11 protein-coding genes are annotated in these 18885 nt (G+C 65.4%); 9 read left to right on the top strand and 2 right to left on the bottom strand.

What is annotated here, in order from left to right; translation table 11 throughout:
• Position 1: 1 nt before the first annotated feature.
• The 6 genes from ispF to NFU08_RS06660 all read left to right on the top strand — a co-directional run bounded on the left by ispF (position 2) and on the right by NFU08_RS06660 (position 6207).
• Positions 2 to 517, top strand: a complete 516-nt coding sequence (gene ispF, locus NFU08_RS06685; protein ID WP_238340877.1) for a 2-C-methyl-D-erythritol 2,4-cyclodiphosphate synthase — start codon at positions 2 to 4, stop codon at positions 515 to 517.
• A gap of 9 nt (positions 518 to 526) precedes the next feature.
• Entirely contained in the window at positions 527 to 2002 is a 1476-nt protein-coding gene (cysS, locus tag NFU08_RS06680) for a cysteine--tRNA ligase (RefSeq protein WP_251421637.1), read from the top strand.
• A gap of 102 nt (positions 2003 to 2104) precedes the next feature.
• The gene (gene rlmB / locus NFU08_RS06675) at positions 2105 to 3094 is read left to right on the top strand and encodes a 23S rRNA (guanosine(2251)-2'-O)-methyltransferase RlmB (RefSeq protein ID WP_066273821.1); all 990 of its coding nucleotides are present in this window, start codon (positions 2105 to 2107) and stop codon (positions 3092 to 3094) included.
• A 105-nt stretch (positions 3095 to 3199) separates the two neighbouring features.
• Positions 3200 to 5311: a glycogen debranching protein GlgX gene (gene glgX, locus NFU08_RS06670; RefSeq protein WP_251421634.1), complete on the top strand. Its 2112-nt coding sequence runs from the start codon at positions 3200 to 3202 to the stop codon at positions 5309 to 5311.
• Positions 5312 to 5344: 33 nt separating this feature from the next.
• On the top strand, positions 5345 to 5842 hold the full coding sequence (locus tag NFU08_RS06665) for a ribonuclease domain-containing protein (protein ID WP_251421631.1): 498 nt from the start codon (positions 5345 to 5347) through the stop codon (positions 5840 to 5842).
• An 8-nt stretch (positions 5843 to 5850) separates the two neighbouring features.
• Positions 5851 to 6207, top strand: a complete 357-nt coding sequence (locus tag NFU08_RS06660) for a barstar family protein (RefSeq protein ID WP_174178628.1) — start codon at positions 5851 to 5853, stop codon at positions 6205 to 6207.
• Positions 6208 to 6222: 15 nt separating this feature from the next.
• Here the strand turns inward: NFU08_RS06660 and NFU08_RS06655 are convergent, their stop codons facing one another.
• The gene (locus tag NFU08_RS06655; protein ID WP_251421628.1) at positions 6223 to 8007 is read right to left on the bottom strand and encodes a thiamine pyrophosphate-requiring protein; all 1785 of its coding nucleotides are present in this window, start codon (positions 8005 to 8007) and stop codon (positions 6223 to 6225) included.
• Between the two features lie 48 nt (positions 8008 to 8055).
• Positions 8056 to 10674 carry an alpha-glucan family phosphorylase gene (glgP, locus tag NFU08_RS06650; RefSeq protein ID WP_174178624.1) on the bottom strand — a complete coding sequence of 873 codons (2619 nt, stop codon included), beginning with the start codon at positions 10672 to 10674 and terminating at the stop codon, positions 8056 to 8058.
• A gap of 192 nt (positions 10675 to 10866) precedes the next feature.
• On the opposite strand from glgP, the gene NFU08_RS06645 reads away from it, so the two are divergent.
• The 3 genes from NFU08_RS06645 to NFU08_RS06635 are packed head-to-tail and all read left to right on the top strand — an operon-like array spanning position 10867 to position 18399.
• Positions 10867 to 12909: an alpha-1,4-glucan--maltose-1-phosphate maltosyltransferase gene (locus NFU08_RS06645; protein ID WP_251421945.1), complete on the top strand. Its 2043-nt coding sequence runs from the start codon at positions 10867 to 10869 to the stop codon at positions 12907 to 12909.
• Positions 12906 to 14702, top strand: a complete 1797-nt coding sequence (gene treS, locus NFU08_RS06640) for a maltose alpha-D-glucosyltransferase (protein ID WP_174178622.1) — start codon at positions 12906 to 12908, stop codon at positions 14700 to 14702. Before NFU08_RS06645 ends, treS begins: the two co-directional genes overlap by 4 nt.
• Before the next feature lies 1 nt (position 14703).
• Complete coding sequence (locus NFU08_RS06635; RefSeq protein WP_251421625.1) at positions 14704 to 18399, top strand: 1,4-alpha-glucan branching enzyme; 3696 nt, start codon at positions 14704 to 14706, stop codon at positions 18397 to 18399.
• Positions 18400 to 18885 lie beyond the last annotated feature (486 nt).

The raw sequence follows: 18885 nt of genomic DNA, 5'->3' as shown, positions 1-18885 counted from the left end.
AATGGAACCTGCTGAAATGATCATTCCCCGCACCGGCATTGGCCTGGACGTGCACGCCTACGCCCCCGAAGACCAGCCCTGCCCGCTGTGGCTCGGCGGACTGCTGTGGCCCGGGGAGCGCGGCCTCGCCGGGCACTCGGACGGTGATCCCGTGGCCCATGCGGCTGCGGATGCGCTGTTCTCCGCCGCCGGGCTGGGTGACCTGGGCACGCACTTCGGCACGGACAGGCCAGAGTTCGCCGGCGCCGCGGGAACCACGCTGCTGGCCGAGGCGGCGCGGATTGTCCGCGCTGCCGGGTTCGAGATCGGCAACATTGCTGTCCAGTTCGTCGCCAACCGGCCCAAGTTCGGTCCGCGCCGGGAGGAATCGCAGCAGGTCCTGAGCGACGCCGCCGACGCGCCGGTGAGTGTCACGGCCACCACGAGCGACCACCTGGGATTTACCGGCCGGGGAGAAGGCATCTCCGCGGTGGCCACCGCTTTGGTGTATCCAAGGCCGCACCTTCCCATCAGCTAATCTGGAGCGGTGACCCTGCGCTTCTATGACACCGCCTCCGCCGAAGTCCGGAACTTCGTGCCCCTCGTCGAGGGCAAGGCCAGCCTCTACTACTGCGGGGCCACGGTGCAGGGCATGCCCCACGTGGGCCATATCCGCTCGGCCATCGCATTCGACCAGCTCACCCGCTGGCTGACCTACCGCGGCTTCCGGGTAACGGTGGTCCGGAATGTCACAGACATCGACGACAAGATCCTGGCCAAGTCCGCAGAATCCTTCGAACCCGGCTTCGACTCCGGACCGGACGCGGTCCGCGAGGAAGAGTGGTGGGCGCTGGCCTACCGTTACGAACAGGAATTCCTCAAGGCCTACGACACCCTGGGTGTCTCCCGGCCCACCTACGAGCCGCGCGCCACCGGCCACATCCCCGAGATGCACGCCCTCATCAGCCAGCTGATCGACCGCGGCCACGCCTACCCCGCCCCGGATGGCTCCGGAGACGTGTACTTCGATGTGCGTTCCTGGAGCAAGTACGGTGCCCTGACCCGGCAGAACATTGACGATATGCAGGCAGCGCCGGACGTCGAGGCCCAATTCAGCAACAGGAAAAAAGACCCACGCGACTTCGCCTTGTGGAAGGGTTCCAAAGAGGGAGAGCCGACGACGGCGAGCTGGGCCTCCCCGTGGGGCGCCGGCCGTCCGGGCTGGCACCTGGAATGCTCCGCAATGGTCACCAAATACCTTGGCACCGAGTTCGATATCCACGGCGGCGGCCTTGACCTTCGCTTCCCGCACCACGAGAACGAAATGGCCCAGTCCCAGGCCGCAGGCCACCCGTTCGCCAGCTTCTGGATGCACAACGGCATGGTGACTTACGAGGGCGAAAAGATGTCGAAGTCCATCGGCAACACCATCAGCCCGGCCGAGATGCTCGAACTCGCATCGCCGCGGGTGGTCCGCTACTACCTGGGGCAGGCGCACTACCGCTCCGTCCTGGACTACCGTCCCACTTCCCTGCAGGAGGCCGCGGCCGCCGTCGAACGCATTGATGGGTTCATTGCCAAAGCCACTACACGCTTTGGATCCGGCGCCGGCTTCGTCGAGGGCAACACCGGCACCGCCGCCGGGGCGCTGCAGGCGTTCTCCGAGGCCATGGACGATGACCTCAACGTCCCCCGGGCCCTGGCTGCACTGCATGAGACCGTGCGCGCCGGCAACACGGCCCTTGCCGAAGGCTCCGACCAGGACGGCCGTGATGCCCTGGCAGCGGTCATGACCATGACCGAAGTCCTTGGGCTCGACGCCGTCCAGCAGCCCCTCGAGGGCGGAGGCAAGGAACACGCCGCCTTGGGTGTTCTCGTTGAAGCGCAGCTCGCCGCCCGCGCCGAAGCCCGGGCCACCAAGGACTGGGCCGCCTCGGACGCCATCCGGGACACCCTGGCCGCCGCCGGCGTGGTGGTGGAAGACGGGCCGGACGGTCCCACCTGGAGCCTGAAGCGGGACTGACCGGGCCGCCGCCAGCAGGCACCTGGCTCCGGAGCGGGCGATTTTTCCTGCTTCAGTAGACTGGTAGGCAGACTCAGTCAACACAATCAAGGGTGGAACACAATGGCCAACAATGGTCGCCGATCGGTTAAAGCGAAGAAGGGCCCAACCATCGGGACCGGTGGCCACGGCCGCAAGGCCCTGGAAGGCAAGGGCCCCACGCCCAAGGCGGAGGACCGCCCGTACCACAAAGCGCACAAGGCCAAGCAGCTCTCGGAACGCTCCGCAGCCAAGCGCAACCCGGGCGCCCGCAGCGCCGGGGCAGCCCGGTCCGGTCCCAAGGGCCGCGCCACCGAGGAAGTCGTCACCGGCCGCAACTCGGTAGTGGAAGCCCTGCGCGCCGGCATCCCGGCCAAGGCACTGCACGTCGCCATCCGCATCGAAATGGACGACCGCGTCAAGGAATCGCTGAAGCTCGCGGCCGAGCGCGGCATCCCGCTGCTGGAAACAGGCAAACCTGAACTGGACCGGATGACCGATGATGCCGTGCACCAGGGCCTGGTGCTGCAGATTCCGCCGTATGACTACCAGGACGCCTACGAATTGGCTGAAGACACAGTCGATAAATGGAAGAAGGGCCACATCTCCAATGCGCCGCTCTTCGTGGCGCTGGACGGCATCACCGACCCCCGCAACCTCGGCGCCATCATCCGCTCGGTATCCGCCTTCAGCGGCCACGGCGTCATCGTCCCCGAACGCCGCTCCGTGGGAGTGACCGCCTCGGCCTGGAAGACCAGTGCCGGCGCCGCAGTCCGCGTACCAGTAGCCCGGGCATCGAACCTCAACAACGCCCTGAAGCAGTTCAAGAACATGGGGATCTTCGTCCTGGGCCTGGACGGCGACGGCGACGTTTCCCTGCCCGACCTGACGCTTGCTACGGAACCCGTGTGCATCGTGGTGGGCTCGGAAGGCAAGGGCCTCAGCAGGCTGGTCCGCGAGAACTGCGACCAGATCGTGTCCATTCCCATTGATTCCGCCATGGAATCGCTGAACGCCTCCATGGCGGTGGGCATCTCGCTTTACGAAGTCTCCCGGCAGCGGGCAGCCAAGTAGGAGGGGGCGGGAGCTTCCCGCTGCAAAAACCCTCCCCTGAGCAGTACCCGGCGCAGCCAAGGCGTCCGGGCAGGACACGTGCCGCTGGCGGCTAATATTTAGGTGATGGTCATGCCGCTCTTCGACACTGCTTCCACCATGGACGCCTCCACGGCCGTTCCGCTCGGTGTGAGTGTTCCGCGCGCCGATTCGGGAGGTTCACGCCACCGGGCGGGCGGGCGTGCCAACGTGGCCTGCTACGCGCCGGGCGTCTCCAGCCTGGACATCGCATACATCGCCCCTGGCGGGGAGTGGAAGCTCCAGTCGCTCCCCAACGTCACCCATGGCGTCCACCACGGGATCGTTGAGGACCTGCCGTACGGATCCCGCTATGGGTTCCGCGCGGCGTCCAGCGAGCAGTCCCTGCCCTTCGCCGTGCCCACGGCGGACGTTGATGACGACGGCGGCCAGCCGCTGCTGCTTGATCCGTACGGCAGGGCGGTGGACCAGCGCGATGGCTTCCTGACCAGCGTGCGCATGTCGGGGGACTTTGACTGGGGAACAGACGAACGCCTCCGGCTGCCGTGGCGCAACACGATCATCTACGAAGCACACGTCCGCGGACAAAGCATGCTCCACCCGGATGTTCCGGAGGAGCTCCGCGGCACTTACGCCGGCATGGCCCACCCTGCCATCATCGAGCACCTCACCAGCCTGGGAATCACGTCGGTGCAACTGCTGCCGGTGCACTTCCACCTGGATGAACCCCACCTGCAGGACCTGGGACTGACAAATTACTGGGGCTACAACACGGCGGCTTTTTTCGCCCTGCACCCCGGCTACGCCACCCGTGCAGCCCAGGAGGCCGGCCCGCAGGCCGTCCAGGACGAGTTCAAGGGAATGGTCAAACTCCTCCACGCCGCCGGGCTGGAGGTCATCCTCGACGTCGTCTACAACCACACGGCCGAGGGCGGCCCCGACGGCCAGACCATCAGCTTCCGCGGGCTGGGGGAGCAGGCGTACTACCGGACGGACGGCCACGGAAAGTACGTGGACACCACGGGCTGCGGAAACAGCCTGAACTTCGGTGAACCCCGCGTGGTCCAGATGGTGCTGGACTCCCTTCGGTACTGGGTGGACGAGTTCCACATCGACGGCTTCCGATTCGACCTCGCGGTGACGCTGTGCCGGAATGCTGCCAACGACTTCGACCCCCGGCACCCGTTCCTCGTCGCCATTGCCGCGGACCCTGTCCTTTCGGACGTCAAACTGATTGCCGAGCCCTGGGATGTGGGCTACGGCGGCTGGCAGACCGGAAGGTTCCCGGGCGGCTGGGTTGACTGGAACGACCACTTCCGTGACGCGCTGCGGTCGTTCTGGCTGGCTGACCGGGCTGCCCTGGACTCCGGGGGCCACGGCGGGTCCCTGGCCAAACTCGCGGACGGGCTGTCCGGTTCCGCTGCCTTGTTCCAGGCCTCCGGCCGTTCCCGCCTGGCATCAGTCAACTTCATCACCTCCCACGACGGCTTCACGCTTAATGACCTCGTCTCGTTCGACCGCAAGCACAATGAGGACAACGGCGAAGAGAACAGGGACGGGCACGGAGACAACCGCAGCTACAACCATGGCGTCGAAGGCCCCACCGAGGACGGCGTGATCCTGGCCAGGAGGGCCCAGTCCCGCCGCAACCTCATGGCATCGCTGCTCATCTCCCTGGGCGTGCCCATGATCACTGCCGGCGATGAGCTGGCGCGGACCCAGCAGGGAAACAACAACGCCTATTGCCAGGACAACCCCATCGCCTGGCTGGACTGGACCCGCACTCCGGAATCGCACGAAATGCTCCGCAGCACCAAGCGGTACATCCGCCTGCGCAAGGAGTTCCTGGCCGCGCAGCCCCACGACTTCCCGGTCCGGGACGAGCAATCGTACCTCCACTGGTTCGACCAGGACGGCCACCCCATGTCCATGGAACGCTGGAACGATCCCCACCACCGCGTGGTTCAGCTCCTGCTTGGATCCGATAACGGCGAGCTCGCCGGCCTCATGGTGGTGAACGGCAGCAACTCCGACGTCCGGATTACCTTGCCCCGCGTCACAGCGAAAGGCACCCACCCGCAGATGTTCGAGCTCCGCCTGACCACCTCGCCGCTCCACGAGCTGCGCCAGGGCGGCCGGGTGGCGTCAGGGGAGAAGGACCTCGTCGAAGCCCATTCCATCAGCATTTACCGCACCTAGCGCGGTATCGACTTAAGCCACGGGACCACAAGAATGCGCAACCGCTCCATCCTGCCCTTGCTGCTGGCCGGCCTGGCGGTACTGGCCCTGCTTGCTTTCGGCGGCACAGGTTTCCTGGGCCAGCTGACAGAAGGCGCGACGCCGGAGGCCACCTCCAGTTCCGTGCCGGCGCCCGGTGCCGCTTCCGGAGAGCCGGCGGCGCCACAAACCCCAGCCCCGCCCGCGGCCGCGCCGGAGAATCTTTCCGGGCTGCCGGAGATTCGGGAATCTGCGCTTCCGGCCGAGGGCCGCAGGGTGCTTAACCTGATTCGTGCCGGCGGACCGTACCGCTACAACCAGGATGACCAGACGTTCGGCAACTTCGAACGCATCCTGCCGCGGCAGGACAGGGGCTACTACCGCGAATACACCGTGCCAACGCCTGGCGAGTCGGACAGGGGAGCACGCCGCATCGTGGCCGGGGCCGGTGGCGACAAGTACTACACCGACGACCACTACGAGTCCTTTAAGTTCATCGCGGAAGGCAGCTGAGCAAAACCATGAAGATCTACTCCGGAGACACCTGGACCCTGGAGGAGCTGCAGGAACAGGTGGCCGACGCCGGCCGCCGCAGCCTGGTGGTCCCCGCTGCGGACAGCAGGAAGGCTGTCCTGGAAGCCTTTGGCGAGGTCCTGGACTTTCCGGAGCACTACGGGGTGAACCTAGATGCGCTGAACGATTCGCTGCACGACTTTGCGGACAGCATCACGGACAACGGCAATCCTCCCGTCACTGTGCTGTGGCTGGTGGCTGCTCCCTTCCGCAGCGACAGGTCGTTCGGGATCATGTGCGAAATCCTCCAGGACGCCGAGCGCTACGCCGGGAAAGACCTGGCCGTTACCGCCATCCTGCTCTAGCCAGCCTTCGGGGTCCTACCCGCCGCGCTCTTCATGCGAGACATAGGTGCCAAGCAGCTCCGTTGCCCGGCTGCCGTCGTCCTCTGCCGCCAGGCCTTTGCGCATGTTCTCCGCCTTCTCCCTGCCGGCGGGGAACGGCGGCAGGAGCGGGACCTCTGGGTCTGTGAGTACTTCAATAACCACGGGGCGGTCTGCCGCGAAGGACTGGTCCCAGGCGTCGCCAATCAGCTCCGGATCTTCCACCCGGATGCCTTTAAGGCCCAGCAGGTCGGCGTAGCCGGCAAACGGAAAGTCGGGAAGCTCCTGGCTTGCTGCGAACCGTGGTTCGCCCTCCGACTCCCGCTGCTCCCACGTCACCTCCGTGAGCTCCCGGTTGTTGAACACACAGACCACGAACCGGGGATCCGTCCACTGCCGCCACCGGTGGGCCACTGTAATAAGTTCGGCGATGCCCGCCATCTGCATGGCGCCGTCGCCAGCTAAGGCTACGACCGGACGGTCGGGGTGGGCGAGTTTTGCCGCAATGCCGTAGGGGAGGGAACACCCCATGCTGGCCAAGGTCCCGGAGAGGTGCGCCGGGACGCCCGGCGGAAGCACCAGCTGGCGGGCGTACCAATAAACGCAACTGCCGACGTCGACACTCAACAAGGCATCACCGGGCAGCCGTCCGGTCAGCTCGCGGACCACCCGTTCAGGGTTCACGGGTACGGCCGGCACGGCGGCCCGTTCCTCAGCCAAGGCCCGCCAGCGGGCAACTTCCTGCTCCACGTCCGTTTGCCACTGCCCTCTGGGACGCGGGCGCAGCCGCGGCATCAGGGCACGGAGCGCGGGCGCTGCATCACCCGCCAGGCCAACCTCAACCGGGTACCGGTTGCCGATCTTCCGCTCGTCAATGTCGACCTGGACGGCGCGCGCTGCCCCGGGCGGCGGATAAAACTCCGTCCAGGGATCGTTGGAGCCAACAATGACCAGCGCGTCGCAGTTGCCGAGCAGGTAAGCGCTGGCTGTGGTCCCCAGGTGACCCATGGTGCCCGCGGCGAAGGCAAGGGTCTCGTCCACATAGGGCTTGCCCAGCAGGCTGGTGGCAATTCCGGCGCCCAGCATTTCCGCCAGCGCCACAACCTCGTCCACAGCGTGCCGGGCTCCCTGTCCCACCAGCAGCGCGACGCGGTGCGAGGAGTTCAGCAGTGCTGCCGCAGCCTCCAGGTCCTTGTCCCGGGGAGTCTTGGCAGAGGTGCTCCACGACGGTGCGGTGACCACAATGCCGTGCTCCTGGTCCAGTTCCGGCGCCGGGGCGGACTGGATGTCATGCGGAACAATGACCACGCACGGCGAGGAGGTCGCCTTGGCGGTGCGGAAGGCCCGGTCCAGGACCATCGGCAGCTGTTCCGGAACGTTGACCTGCTGGACGAACTGTGCAGCCACGTCCTTGAACAGGGACATCAGATCGATTTCCTGCATGTAGGCCGAGCCCAGCACCGTGCGGCTCTGCTGCCCGACGATAGCCACCACCGGAACGCCGTCGAGCTTGGCGTCGTAGAGCCCGTTCAGCAGGTGCACGGCACCAGGTCCCTGGGTGGAGGTAACCACCCCCACCCCGCCGGTGTACTTGGCGTGGCCTACTGCCATGAAGGCAGCGGTTTCCTCGTGCCTTGCCTGCACGAACTCAACGCGTCCTTCGGCCCTCCGCAGGGCCCCCATGAAACCGTTGATCCCGTCGCCGCTGTAGCCGAAAACCCGGGTGACCCCCCAAGTTCCGAGGCGTTCCACAATGACATCGGCCACCGTGCCTTCGGTCATAAGGTCCTCCCGGGTGGTCAGGAACTGGGCGTAGGCGCTGGCTGTTGTCTAGGCGTTGACGATCAGTCCCAGTTCGGCTTTGGAGGCGAGGGCGTCGTGCCGCGGCAGGACCCGGACGGTGTAGCCGAACGGTCCCGAGCGGTCGATCACCAGGGATCCGCTGAACAAGTGGCGCCCGCTGCCCAGGTCCTCCTGCATCTTCAGTTCCATGACCGTGATATCCGTCAGGCTGTCGCTCTCTTCTGCCCGGCCGTAGGCCACTTCAACGGAGACGTCCTCGGGGGTGAGATTGTGCAGCGCCACATAGGCGTTGACCTGGAGGATGTCCCCGATCTGGGGATCCTCGGACACCCCAACAGAGTCCACGTGCTCCACATGCACCAGCGGCCAGGCCAAACGCACCTTCGCCGTCCAGGCCGCCAGGGTACGGGCCTGCGAGTAGGAGTTGGCGGAGGCGCTCCGCCCCGCCTCCGCCGCCGGGCGGTAGAGGATGTTCACATAGTCGCGCAGCATGCGTTCCGCGGAAACTGCCGGTCCAAGATGCGAGAGGGTGTGCTTGATCATGGAGACCCAGTGCGTGGGCACCTTCTCCGCCTCCGACGTCGAGGGCCCTGCAGCGCCCGCGCCCGCGGACACCGTGCTGCCGTAGAAGCGCGGGGCAACCTGCGTTTCCAGCAGCTCGTACAGCGCGGCTGCCTCGATGTCGTCCCGTTCCTCCGGGGATGCACCGTTGTTGGCGGTGGGAATCGCCCAGCCGTTCTCGCCGTCGTACATCTCATCCCACCAGCCGTCCAGGACGGACAGGTTCAGCGAGCCGTTGAGCGCCGCCTTCATGCCGGAGGTGCCGCATGCTTCCAGGGGCCGCAGCGGGTTGTTCAGCCAGACGTCACAGCCGGGGAACAGCGTGCGGGCCATGGCAATGTCGTAGTTCGGCAGGAAGGCGATCCTGTGCCGGACCGCAGGATCGTCCGTGAAGCGGACCAGGTCCTGGATCATCTTCTTTCCGGCGTCGTCTGCGGGGTGGGACTTGCCCGCGATGACCAGCTGGATGGGATGTTCCTTGTGCAGCAGCAGCGCCTTCAACCGTTCCGGCTCGCGCAGCATCAGGGTGAGGCGCTTGTACGTGGGCACGCGCCGGGCAAAACCGATGGTCAGGATGTCCGGGTCCAGGACCTTGTCCGTCCAGCCCAGCTCGGCATCTGCCGCGCCGCGTTTCTTCCAGGCAGCGCGGAGGCGGAGGCGGACATCGTCAACCAGCGCCGACCGCATCTCACGCCGGAGTGCCCACACGTCCGCGTCGCTGACGTTGTAGGCGAGGTCCCAGCGGCCGTTGGCTTCGGCCTCGCTGCCGAACTGGTCCCGAGCCAGCTTGGAGATGCGGCTGTCCACCCAGGTGGGCACGTGCACCCCGTTCGTCACCGACGTGATGGGCACCTCGGAGTGGTCGAAGCCGGGCCACAGTGCGGAGAACATGCCGCGGGAGACTTCGCCGTGCAGTTTGGCCACGCCGTTGGCGCGCTGGGCCAGGCGAAGGCCCATCACGGCCATATTGAAGACCGAGGGGTTGCCGTCAGCATAGTTTTCGCGCCCCAGTTCCAGGATGCGGTCAACCGGCACGTCCGGTGCCAGGCCGGCCTGGAAGAAGTGGTGGATCTGGGCGATCTCGAACCTGTCGATGCCGGCAGGAACCGGCGTATGCGTGGTGAAAACGGTGGAAGCCCGCCCGGCGGCAAGGGCTTCGTCAAAGGTCAGCGCCTGCTCCCCGGCCATGAGTTCCTGGATGCGTTCGATGCCCAGGAAGCCGGCGTGCCCCTCATTGGTGTGGAAAACTTCCGGAGCGGCAGTGCCGGTGAGCTGCTGGAAGGCGCGCAGCGCCTTGACCCCGCCCATGCCGAGCAGCAGCTCCTGCTGCAGCCGGTGGTCGCCGCCGCCGCCGTAGAGGCGGTCGGTGATGCTGCGGGCGGCGTCGTCGTTTCCGGGGACATTGGAGTCCAGGAGCAGCAGGGGAACGCGTCCGACGTCGGCGCGCCAGATGTGTGCCAGCAGGCGCCTGCCGTTGGGGAGGGGGAGTGCGATCTGCAGGGGGCGGCCGATGCCGTCCGCGGAAGGCTCACGCAGCAGTGTGAGCGGCAGGCCGTCCGGGTCCAGGACCGGGTAGGTCTCCTGCTGCCACGCGTCCCGGGACAGCGACTGCTTGAAGTAGCCCGCCTGGTACAGCAGGCCCACACCGATCAGCGGCACGCCCAGGTCCGAGGCTGCCTTAAGGTGGTCGCCGGCCAGGATCCCCAGTCCGCCGGAGTACTGCGGCAGCACCTCGGTGATGCCAAACTCCGGGGAGAAGTACGCGATCGACGCAGGCGCATCGGGACCCAGGCCCTGGTACCAGCGCGGTTCCTCAAGATATCGGTCCAGGTCCTGCTCGGCTGCCCTTACCCGCTCCACGACCGCGCGGTCAGCAGCGAGCTGCTGGAATTCCTCGCGGCTCACCATCCCCAGGAAGCCCACCGGATCCTGGCCGCTTTCCTTCCAGAGGCGGGGGTTCAAACCCTCGAAAAGTTCCCGCGTGGGGCGGTGCCAGGACCAGCGCAGGTTGCTTGCCAGGCGGGCCAGCGGACGGATCGGCTCGGGGAGGACTGTACGGACGGTAAATCTGCGGATTGCCTTCACCTGCGTCACACTAACCGACAACATGCGCGGCCGGAACCAGCTTCGGGTCTCTTTTGGGTAAATGACAGATGGCGCAGAGGAAATGACGACTGACGCGCCGAATTTAGTGCGCAGCCTTAGCATTCCTGCACATTTCTCGCTAACGTCGAGCTTGTGACGACTACATCAGGAACCAGTGCCGCATCAATGAAAATGTCGAAGGGCCTCATCACTGACGGGCTGCGGTTCGGACGATTTCCGATCACCGCCGTGCAGCCGGTCGTGGAAGATGGCAAGTTCCCTGCCAAGGCCCTGCCGGGCGAAGGAATCGTGGTGGGAGCCACCGCCTTCCGCGAGGGCCATGACCAGCTGGGCGTCAGCGCCGTGCTCTTCGACCCCGAAGGCAACGAACGCCAGCGCGTCAGGCTCGCACCACCGCGCGGGGAACGGGGCATGGGAACGGACCGCTGGGAAGGCGTGCTCACGCCGTCGGACACCGGTGACTGGTCCTTCGCGATCGAAGCCTGGCACGACCGCTACGGCACCTGGCACCATAATGCCGAGGTGAAGGTGGACGCCGGGATCGATGTTGAGCTCATGCTTGCCGAAGGGTCCGCGCTGCTTGCCGAAGCATCCGGCGACGACTCCCGGAACGAAGCGGACAGGGAAGCCCTGGGCCGGGCCGCCGGCACGCTTGCTGATGCGTCGCTGACCACCGAGGAACGCCTGGGCGCCGGGTTCAGCGCGGAGGTGGCGGACATTGTCGCCCGCCAGCCCATCCGGGAACTGGTGACCGTGTCCCGGCGGTTCCCCCTGCTGGTTGAACGTGACCTCGCCGGGCGCGGTGCCTGGTACGAGTTCTTTCCCCGCTCCGAAGGCGCCGTCAAGGACCACACCACGGGCGCCTGGACCTCCGGCAACTTCCGCACCGCTGCCCAACGGCTTGATGCCGTGGCGGCTATGGGCTTTGACGTCATCTACATGCCGCCCATCCATCCGATCGGCGTGCAGCACCGCAAGGGTCCCAACAACACGCTGATCGCAGGCCCGAACGATCCCGGGTCACCCTGGGCCATCGGGGCAGCGGAAGGCGGCCACGACGCCATCCACCCCGACCTTGGCACGTTCGATGACTTTGATGCCTTCGTGGCGCGGGCCAACGGGCTGGGCCTGGAAGTGGCCCTGGACCTTGCGCTCCAGGCCGCCCCGGACCACCCCTGGGTGCAGTCGCACCCCGAGTGGTTCACCACCCGCGTGGACGGCTCCATCGCCTATGCGGAAAATCCCCCGAAGAAGTACCAGGACATTTATCCGCTGAATTTCGATAATGATCCTGAGGGCCTCTCAAACGAAATTCTTCGGATTGTGCTGCTGTGGGTAAGCCACGGCGTAAAGATTTTCCGGGTGGATAACCCGCATACCAAGCCCGTGTGGTTCTGGGAATGGCTAATTGCGCAGGTCAACAAAAAGGTTCCCGGGGTGGTGTTCCTGGCCGAGGCCTTCACCCGGCCGGCCATGATGCACGCCCTTGGCCGGGCAGGGTTCCAGCAGTCCTACACCTACTTCACCTGGCGTAACACCAAGAAGGAAATCGAGGCGTACTTTACGGAAGTAAGCCACGAGTCCCCGGCGTTCTTCCGCCCCAACTTCTTCGTCAACACTCCGGACATCCTCACGGAATACCTGCAGTTCGGCGGGCCTGCGGCCTTCAAGATCAGGGCCGCGCTGGCGGCGACGGCCAGCCCGTTGTGGGGCGTCTACGCCGGCTACGAACTGTACGAGCACGTGGCCCGGCCCGGCGCTGAAGAGTACATCGACAACGAAAAGTTCGAGTACAAGGCACGTGACTGGGACGCCGCCGCCCAGTCCGGCCGGACCCTTGCCCCGTACATCACCAGACTCAACCAGATCCGCCATGCCCACCCGGCGCTGCAGGACCTCCAGAACCTGACGGTCCACCACAGCACCGACAACGCCACGGTGGTCTACTCCAAGCACAAGACCCTTCCGGACGGGTCCAAGGACACCCTCATCATCGTGGTGAATGTTGATCCGCATGGAACCAGGGAATGCACCGTCTCGCTTGACCTGCCCGCGCTGGAACTCGACCCCCAGGACCTGACCCACAATGGGGGCTTCCACGTGGACGACCTCATTTCCGGGGAGAGCTGGGAATGGGGCGAGTACAACTACGTCCGCCTCGACCCGCATGTCGAGCCCGCACATATCCTGCGCGTGAGGAGAATGCATCAGTGAATTTCAACCCGCAGGGTTCGGGCCAGCATTTCACCCCAAAGAGCACGTTTGAGTTAAATGCCCCGGGCCTGCAGCATGATCCGCTGTGGTACCGGAAGGCGGTGTTCTACGAGGTGCTTGTGAGGGCCTTCGCGGATGCGAACGGCGACGGCTCCGGTGACTTCTCCGGACTCATCGACAGGCTTGACTACCTCCAGTGGCTGGGTGTGGACTGCCTGTGGCTGCCGCCGTTCTTCCAGTCACCCCTGCGGGACGGCGGCTACGACATCTCGGACTACAACTCGGTCCTGGACGAGTTCGGCACGATCAGCGACTTCAAACGCCTCGTGGCGGAGGCCCATGCGAGGGGCGTGCGGGTGATCATCGACCTGCCCCTCAACCACACCTCAGACCAGCACCCCTGGTTCCAGGAGTCGCGCAAGGACCCGGACGGCCCCTACGGGGACTTCTACGTCTGGAGCGACACGGACGAGAAGTACCAGGACGCACGCATCATCTTCGTGGACACCGAGGAATCCAACTGGACCTTCGACCCCATCCGCCGCCAGTTCTTCTGGCACCGGTTCTTCAGCCACCAGCCGGACCTGAACTTCGAGAACCCCAAGGTAATTGGGGCACTGTTCGATGTGGTCCGGTTCTGGCTTGACCAGGGCATCGACGGGTTCCGTGCAGACGCCATCCCCTACCTGTATGAGGAGGAAGGGACCAACTGCGAGAACCTTCCGGCCACGCACGAGTTCCTCCGCAGGCTCCGCACCATGGTGGACGAAAGCTATCCCGGCCGGGTCATTATTGCCGAAGCCAACCAGCCACCTAATGAAGTGGTGGAGTACTTCGGGACAGAGGAAGAGCCCGAATGCCACATGGCCTTCCACTTCCCGATCATGCCGCGCCTGTACTACGCACTGCGTGACCAGAAGGCCGCCCCCATTATCGAAACCATGCACGACACCCCGGAAATCCCGGACGGGGCACAGTGGGGCACCTTCCTGCGGAACCATGACGAGCTGACGCTGGAAATGGTCACGGCCGATGAACGCGCCGCCATGCTGGGCTGGTACGCCCCGGACCCGCGCATGCGGGCCAATATCGGAATCCGGCGCAGGCTCGCGCCCCTGCTGGACAACTCCCGCGCCGAAATCGAACTGATCAACGCGCTCCTGCTTTCGCTGCCAGGCAGCCCGTTCCTCTACTACGGGGATGAGATCGGGATGGGCGACAACATCTGGCTTGAAGACCGCGACGCCGTGCGCACGCCCATGCAGTGGAACCCGGACCGGAACGCCGGCTTCTCCAACGCGGATCCGGGCAAGCTCTACCTGCCTCCCATCCAGTCCCTGGTCTACAACTACGCCATGGCCAACGTGGAGGCAGAGGCCGCCCATTCAGGGTCGCTGCTCCGCTGGACAAGGCAGATCCTGAGTGTCCGCAAGAACCACCCGGCGTTCGGCCTGGGCGCCTTCAAACACGTTGAGGCGGACCATGACGCCGTACTGGCGTATCTCCGCGAGCTGCCCAAGGACAATTCAGCCGGCGTCGACGGGGAGACCATCCTCTGCGCGTTCAACCTCTCGCAGCATCCGGTGGCGGCCCAGTTGCGGGTCCCGCAGTTCGCCGGGCGCGGGTTGCGCGACGTCTTCGGCGGCCAGCCGTTCCCCGGCATCGGTGAGGACGGAAACCTCACCCTGACCCTCGGCAGCCACGACTTCTTCTGGCTGCGGATCCGTTCAGCAGCCTCCAACCCATCGTCGCCGTACACGCAGGCGATGCCGATTCTGTCGATCGAGAACTGATATGAACCAGCCCATACTGACCCCCGCCCTCACCTCCCTGCTCCAGGAATGGCTGCCACGGCAGCGCTGGTTCCCGGTCAAGACGCCCGACTTCGAGATGTCCCAGGCCGGCAGCCTTGGGCTGGAGGATCCGTCCGGCCACGCCGGCTTGGCCGTATTCCTCCTGCGCGTCACCACGCAAACGCCCGACGGCGGCACCCGGACCGCCGTCGTCCAGGTCCCCTTGAGCTTCCGGCACGCGCCGGCAGCCGGAATGGAGCGGGCGCTGGTTGGCCAGGCCGCCGGGATGGACCCGTCCAGGACCTGGGTTTACGACGCCGTCCACGACCCCGACTTCGTGGGCAGCTGGCTGGAACTCATCCGGCACGAGGAAAAGGCGCCCAACGGCACTGCAGCAGGCTTCCGCGTCCCTGGGGAGTTCCGGCTCCCCACTGCCCGCGGAGTTGTGAAGGTGCTGTCCGGCGAGCAGTCCAACAGTTCAGTCATTGTGGACGACGGCGACTCCGCCGCGATCGTGAAATTCTTCCGCGTGCTCTCGGAGGGGACGAATCCCGAGGTTGAGGTGGGTGCCGCCCTCACGGCTGCAGGTACTTCCGAAGTTCCGGCCACCCTTGGCTGGGTGCGCGGCGAGTGGCTCGGCCATGGCCTGCTCGCGTCCACAACGGCCAAGGGGCCCCGGTACGTCCAGGGCGTGCTGGCGGTAGCGCACGAGTTCCTCGCAGGCGGCCGCGATGCATGGCGCCTTGCTGTCGATGCCGCCCGCTCGGGCACCGACTTCACGGCAGAAGCACATGCCCTGGGTGCAGCCACGGCCACCGTGCACCAGCGTCTGGCCCAGGCGCTGGGGCAGGCCGCCGAGCCGCAACCCGGGCAGGTCATTGCGCCCGCAGTAGCCCAGCGGGTCCGCCAGGCGTGGGCAGAGGCCGGTGCCGCCGTCGGACCTTACGACGACGCCTTGGACGCGCTCCTGGGCCGTCTTGACCATGCGCCCGCCGGTGCGCTGCAGCGCATCCATGGGGACCTCCACCTGGGGCAGATACTCCAGGTTCCCGGCCATTCGGGAACCGAGGCACGGTGGGTGATCCTCGATTTCGAGGGTGAACCGCTGCGGCCCGTCGCCGAGCGGAACGTCCCTGATGTTCCCCTGCGGGACGTCGTCGGCATGCTGCGGTCCTTCGATTACGCGGCCGGCGCGGCCCAGCGCGAACAGGAGGGCGCGCAGGTGCCTGCAGGCTGGGTTGACGACTGCGCGGAGGCCTTCCTGGCCGGGTACGCGGGGGTCACTCCCGGAACGGTGGACAGGGAGTCGCCGCTCTTTGTGGCATTGTGGCTGGACAAGGCACTGTACGAAGTAGTTTATGAAATGCGTAACAGGCCCGACTGGCTGGCGATCCCCGTGAACGCCTCCAGGCGGCTCCTGGGCAGCAATGGCGCCGGCGGCAACGCCGGGGCAGCATCGGAAGGTAACGAAATGACAGGCTCAGCACAAACTGACCGGCCGGGGGTGCCGCTGAAGGTCGACGAAGGCACCCTTGGCAGGATCGCCAACGGTGAACACCACGCCCCCCACTCTGTGTTGGGCGCGCACCTTGACGATTACGGCCACGTCACTATCCGTACGGTGAAGCACCTTGCGGAAGCAATCTCCGTCCTCACGCCGGCAGGCGAGGTCCCCATGGAGCATGAGGCACACGGCGTGTGGGTTGCCGTCCTCGAGCCGCTGCAGCAGGGACACGTACCCGACTACAGGCTCTCCGTCACCTACCCGGGCGCGGATCCGGTCACCGTGGACGATCCCTACCGCTACCTGCCCACCGTGGGCGAAGTGGACCTGCACCTCATCGGTGAGGGCCGCCATGAAAAACTGTGGGAAGTCCTCGGCGCCCACGTCCAGCACTACAAGTCCGCGATGGGGGATGTGGACGGTGTCTCCTTTGCAGTCTGGGCGCCCAACGCACAGGCTGTCCGGGTCAAGGGCGATTTCAACGCCTGGGACGGCCGGGAAAACTCCCTGCGCTCGCTGGGTTCCTCGGGAGTGTGGGAAATCTTCGTCCCGGGCGTTGTAGCAGGGGCGTGCTACAAATTCGAAATCCGGACCAAGGCCGGCCACTGGGTGGAGAAGGCCGACCCCCTGGCCTTCGGAACCGAGGTGCCGCCCCTGACTGCGTCCAGGGTCGTGGAGCCTTCCTACGCCTTCAAAGACCAGGAGTGGATGGAGGCCCGCGCCCAGCGGGACCCACACAACTCGGCAATGAGCGTCTACGAGGTTCACCTCGGTTCATGGCGCCTGGGCCTGGGGTACCGGGAACTGGCCAAAGAACTCGTGGAGTACGTTAAGTGGCTCGGATTCACCCATGTGGAGTTCATGCCCGTGGCCGAGCATCCGTTCGGCGGATCATGGGGTTACCAGGTCACCTCCTACTTTGCACCCACTTCACGATTCGGCCACCCCGACGAGTTCCGCTACCTGGTGGACACCCTGCACCAGGCAGGCATCGGCGTGCTGCTTGACTGGGTTCCTGCCCACTTCCCCAAGGACGCTTGGGCGCTTGCCCAGTTCGACGGCGAACCCCTTTACGAGCACGCGGATCCCAACCTGGGCGAACACCCGGACTGGGGCACGCTGATCTTCGACTTCGGACGCACTGAAGTCCGGAACTTCCTGGTGGCCAACGCCCTGTACTGGCTGGACGAGTTCCACATTGACGGCCTGCGCGTGGACGCGGTGGCTTCAATGCTGTACCTGGACTACTCCAGGGAGGAGGGGCAGTGGCAGCCCAACCGCTTCGGCGGCCGGGAAAACCTCGAAGCCATCTCCTTCCTCCAGGAAGTCAACGCCACGGTGTACAAGACGCACCCCGGCGCTGTCATGATCGCCGAGGAATCCACGGCATTCCCCGGTGTGACCGCGCCGACCAGCCACGGCGGGCTGGGTTTCGGCCTCAAATGGAACATGGGCTGGATGCACGACTCCCTCAAGTACGTCGCGGAGGAGCCGATCAACCGCAAATGGCACCACGGAACAGTCACCTTCTCGTTGGTGTACGCCTTCACGGAAAACTTCCTGCTGCCCATCAGCCACGATGAGGTAGTCCACGGCAAGGGATCCATGTTGCGGAAGATGCCCGGAGACCGCTGGCAGCAGCTGGCGAACCTGCGTGCCTTTTTTGCCTACCAGTGGGCGCACCCGGGCAAGCAGCTCATCTTCATGGGCACGGAATTCGGCCAGGAAGCGGAATGGTCCGAACAGCACGGGCTCGACTGGTGGCTTGCCGACATCCCCGCGCACAAGGGACTGCAGCTGCTGACCAAGGACCTCAACGAGCTGTACGCATCCACCCCTGCGCTGTACACCCGCGATAACGAGCCCGGCGGCTTCCAGTGGATCAACGGGGGAGACGCCGACCGGAACGTCCTGTCCTTTATCCGCTGGGACAAGGAGAACAACCCGCTGGTCTGCGCCATCAACTTCTCGGGAGCACCGCACGTCGGGTACACCCTTGGTGTACCCGAAGCCGGGGCCTGGACGGAAGTGCTGAACACAGACGCAACGACCTATGGCGGATCCGGTGTCCTCAACTCCGGTCAGCTGACGGCCACGGACAAGGGGCAGGACGGACAGCCGGCAACCCTCAGCGTCACGTTGCCTCCGCTGGGCGCCGCCTACTTCAAGCCTGGAGCTCCGGCCGCAGGCTGACACCGGCTCGACGGAAAAGCCCGGAATCCCCGTGGTTCCGGGCTTTTTCATGTCCTGTTGCCGGCGTGCAGGGGAGGGTCCGCTGCCCGGTTGGCCTTCTGGAAAGAGTGGTGGTAGAGTTTATTTCCGCGCTGCTCCACGGAGTCAGACGGAAAAACCGACACTCAAGCCCCTGGCTAAAGAGAGTCGCGGACGCCGGTTTGACAAGTGAGAAGACAGCCGGTAAGTTTGAGAAGTTGCTCCGGAGCGATCCACGGTGTTTTTTGCTGGTGGTGGTGCCGGGTGTGTCTGTTGTTTGAGAACTCAATAGTGTGCCAAGTTTGTTGATACCAATTGTTTTAGTGATTGGTTGAATTGACCGGATCGTCCGCCCCTGTGGGTGGTCTGGTTTTTACAGCTGGTTTCAAATTTTGTGCAGCCTTTTTGTCCCGTTTTCCCGGGGCTGGGGGTTGTGTCTGTTTTACTTCAACGGAGAGTTTGATCCTG

The organism is Pseudarthrobacter sp. NCCP-2145, from assembly GCF_023708005.1.
GTDB classification, from domain to species: domain Bacteria; phylum Actinomycetota; class Actinomycetes; order Actinomycetales; family Micrococcaceae; genus Arthrobacter; species Arthrobacter oxydans.
The sequence above is the reverse complement of the archived record's forward strand: the minus strand, read 5'-3'. Positions and strand labels throughout refer to the sequence as shown.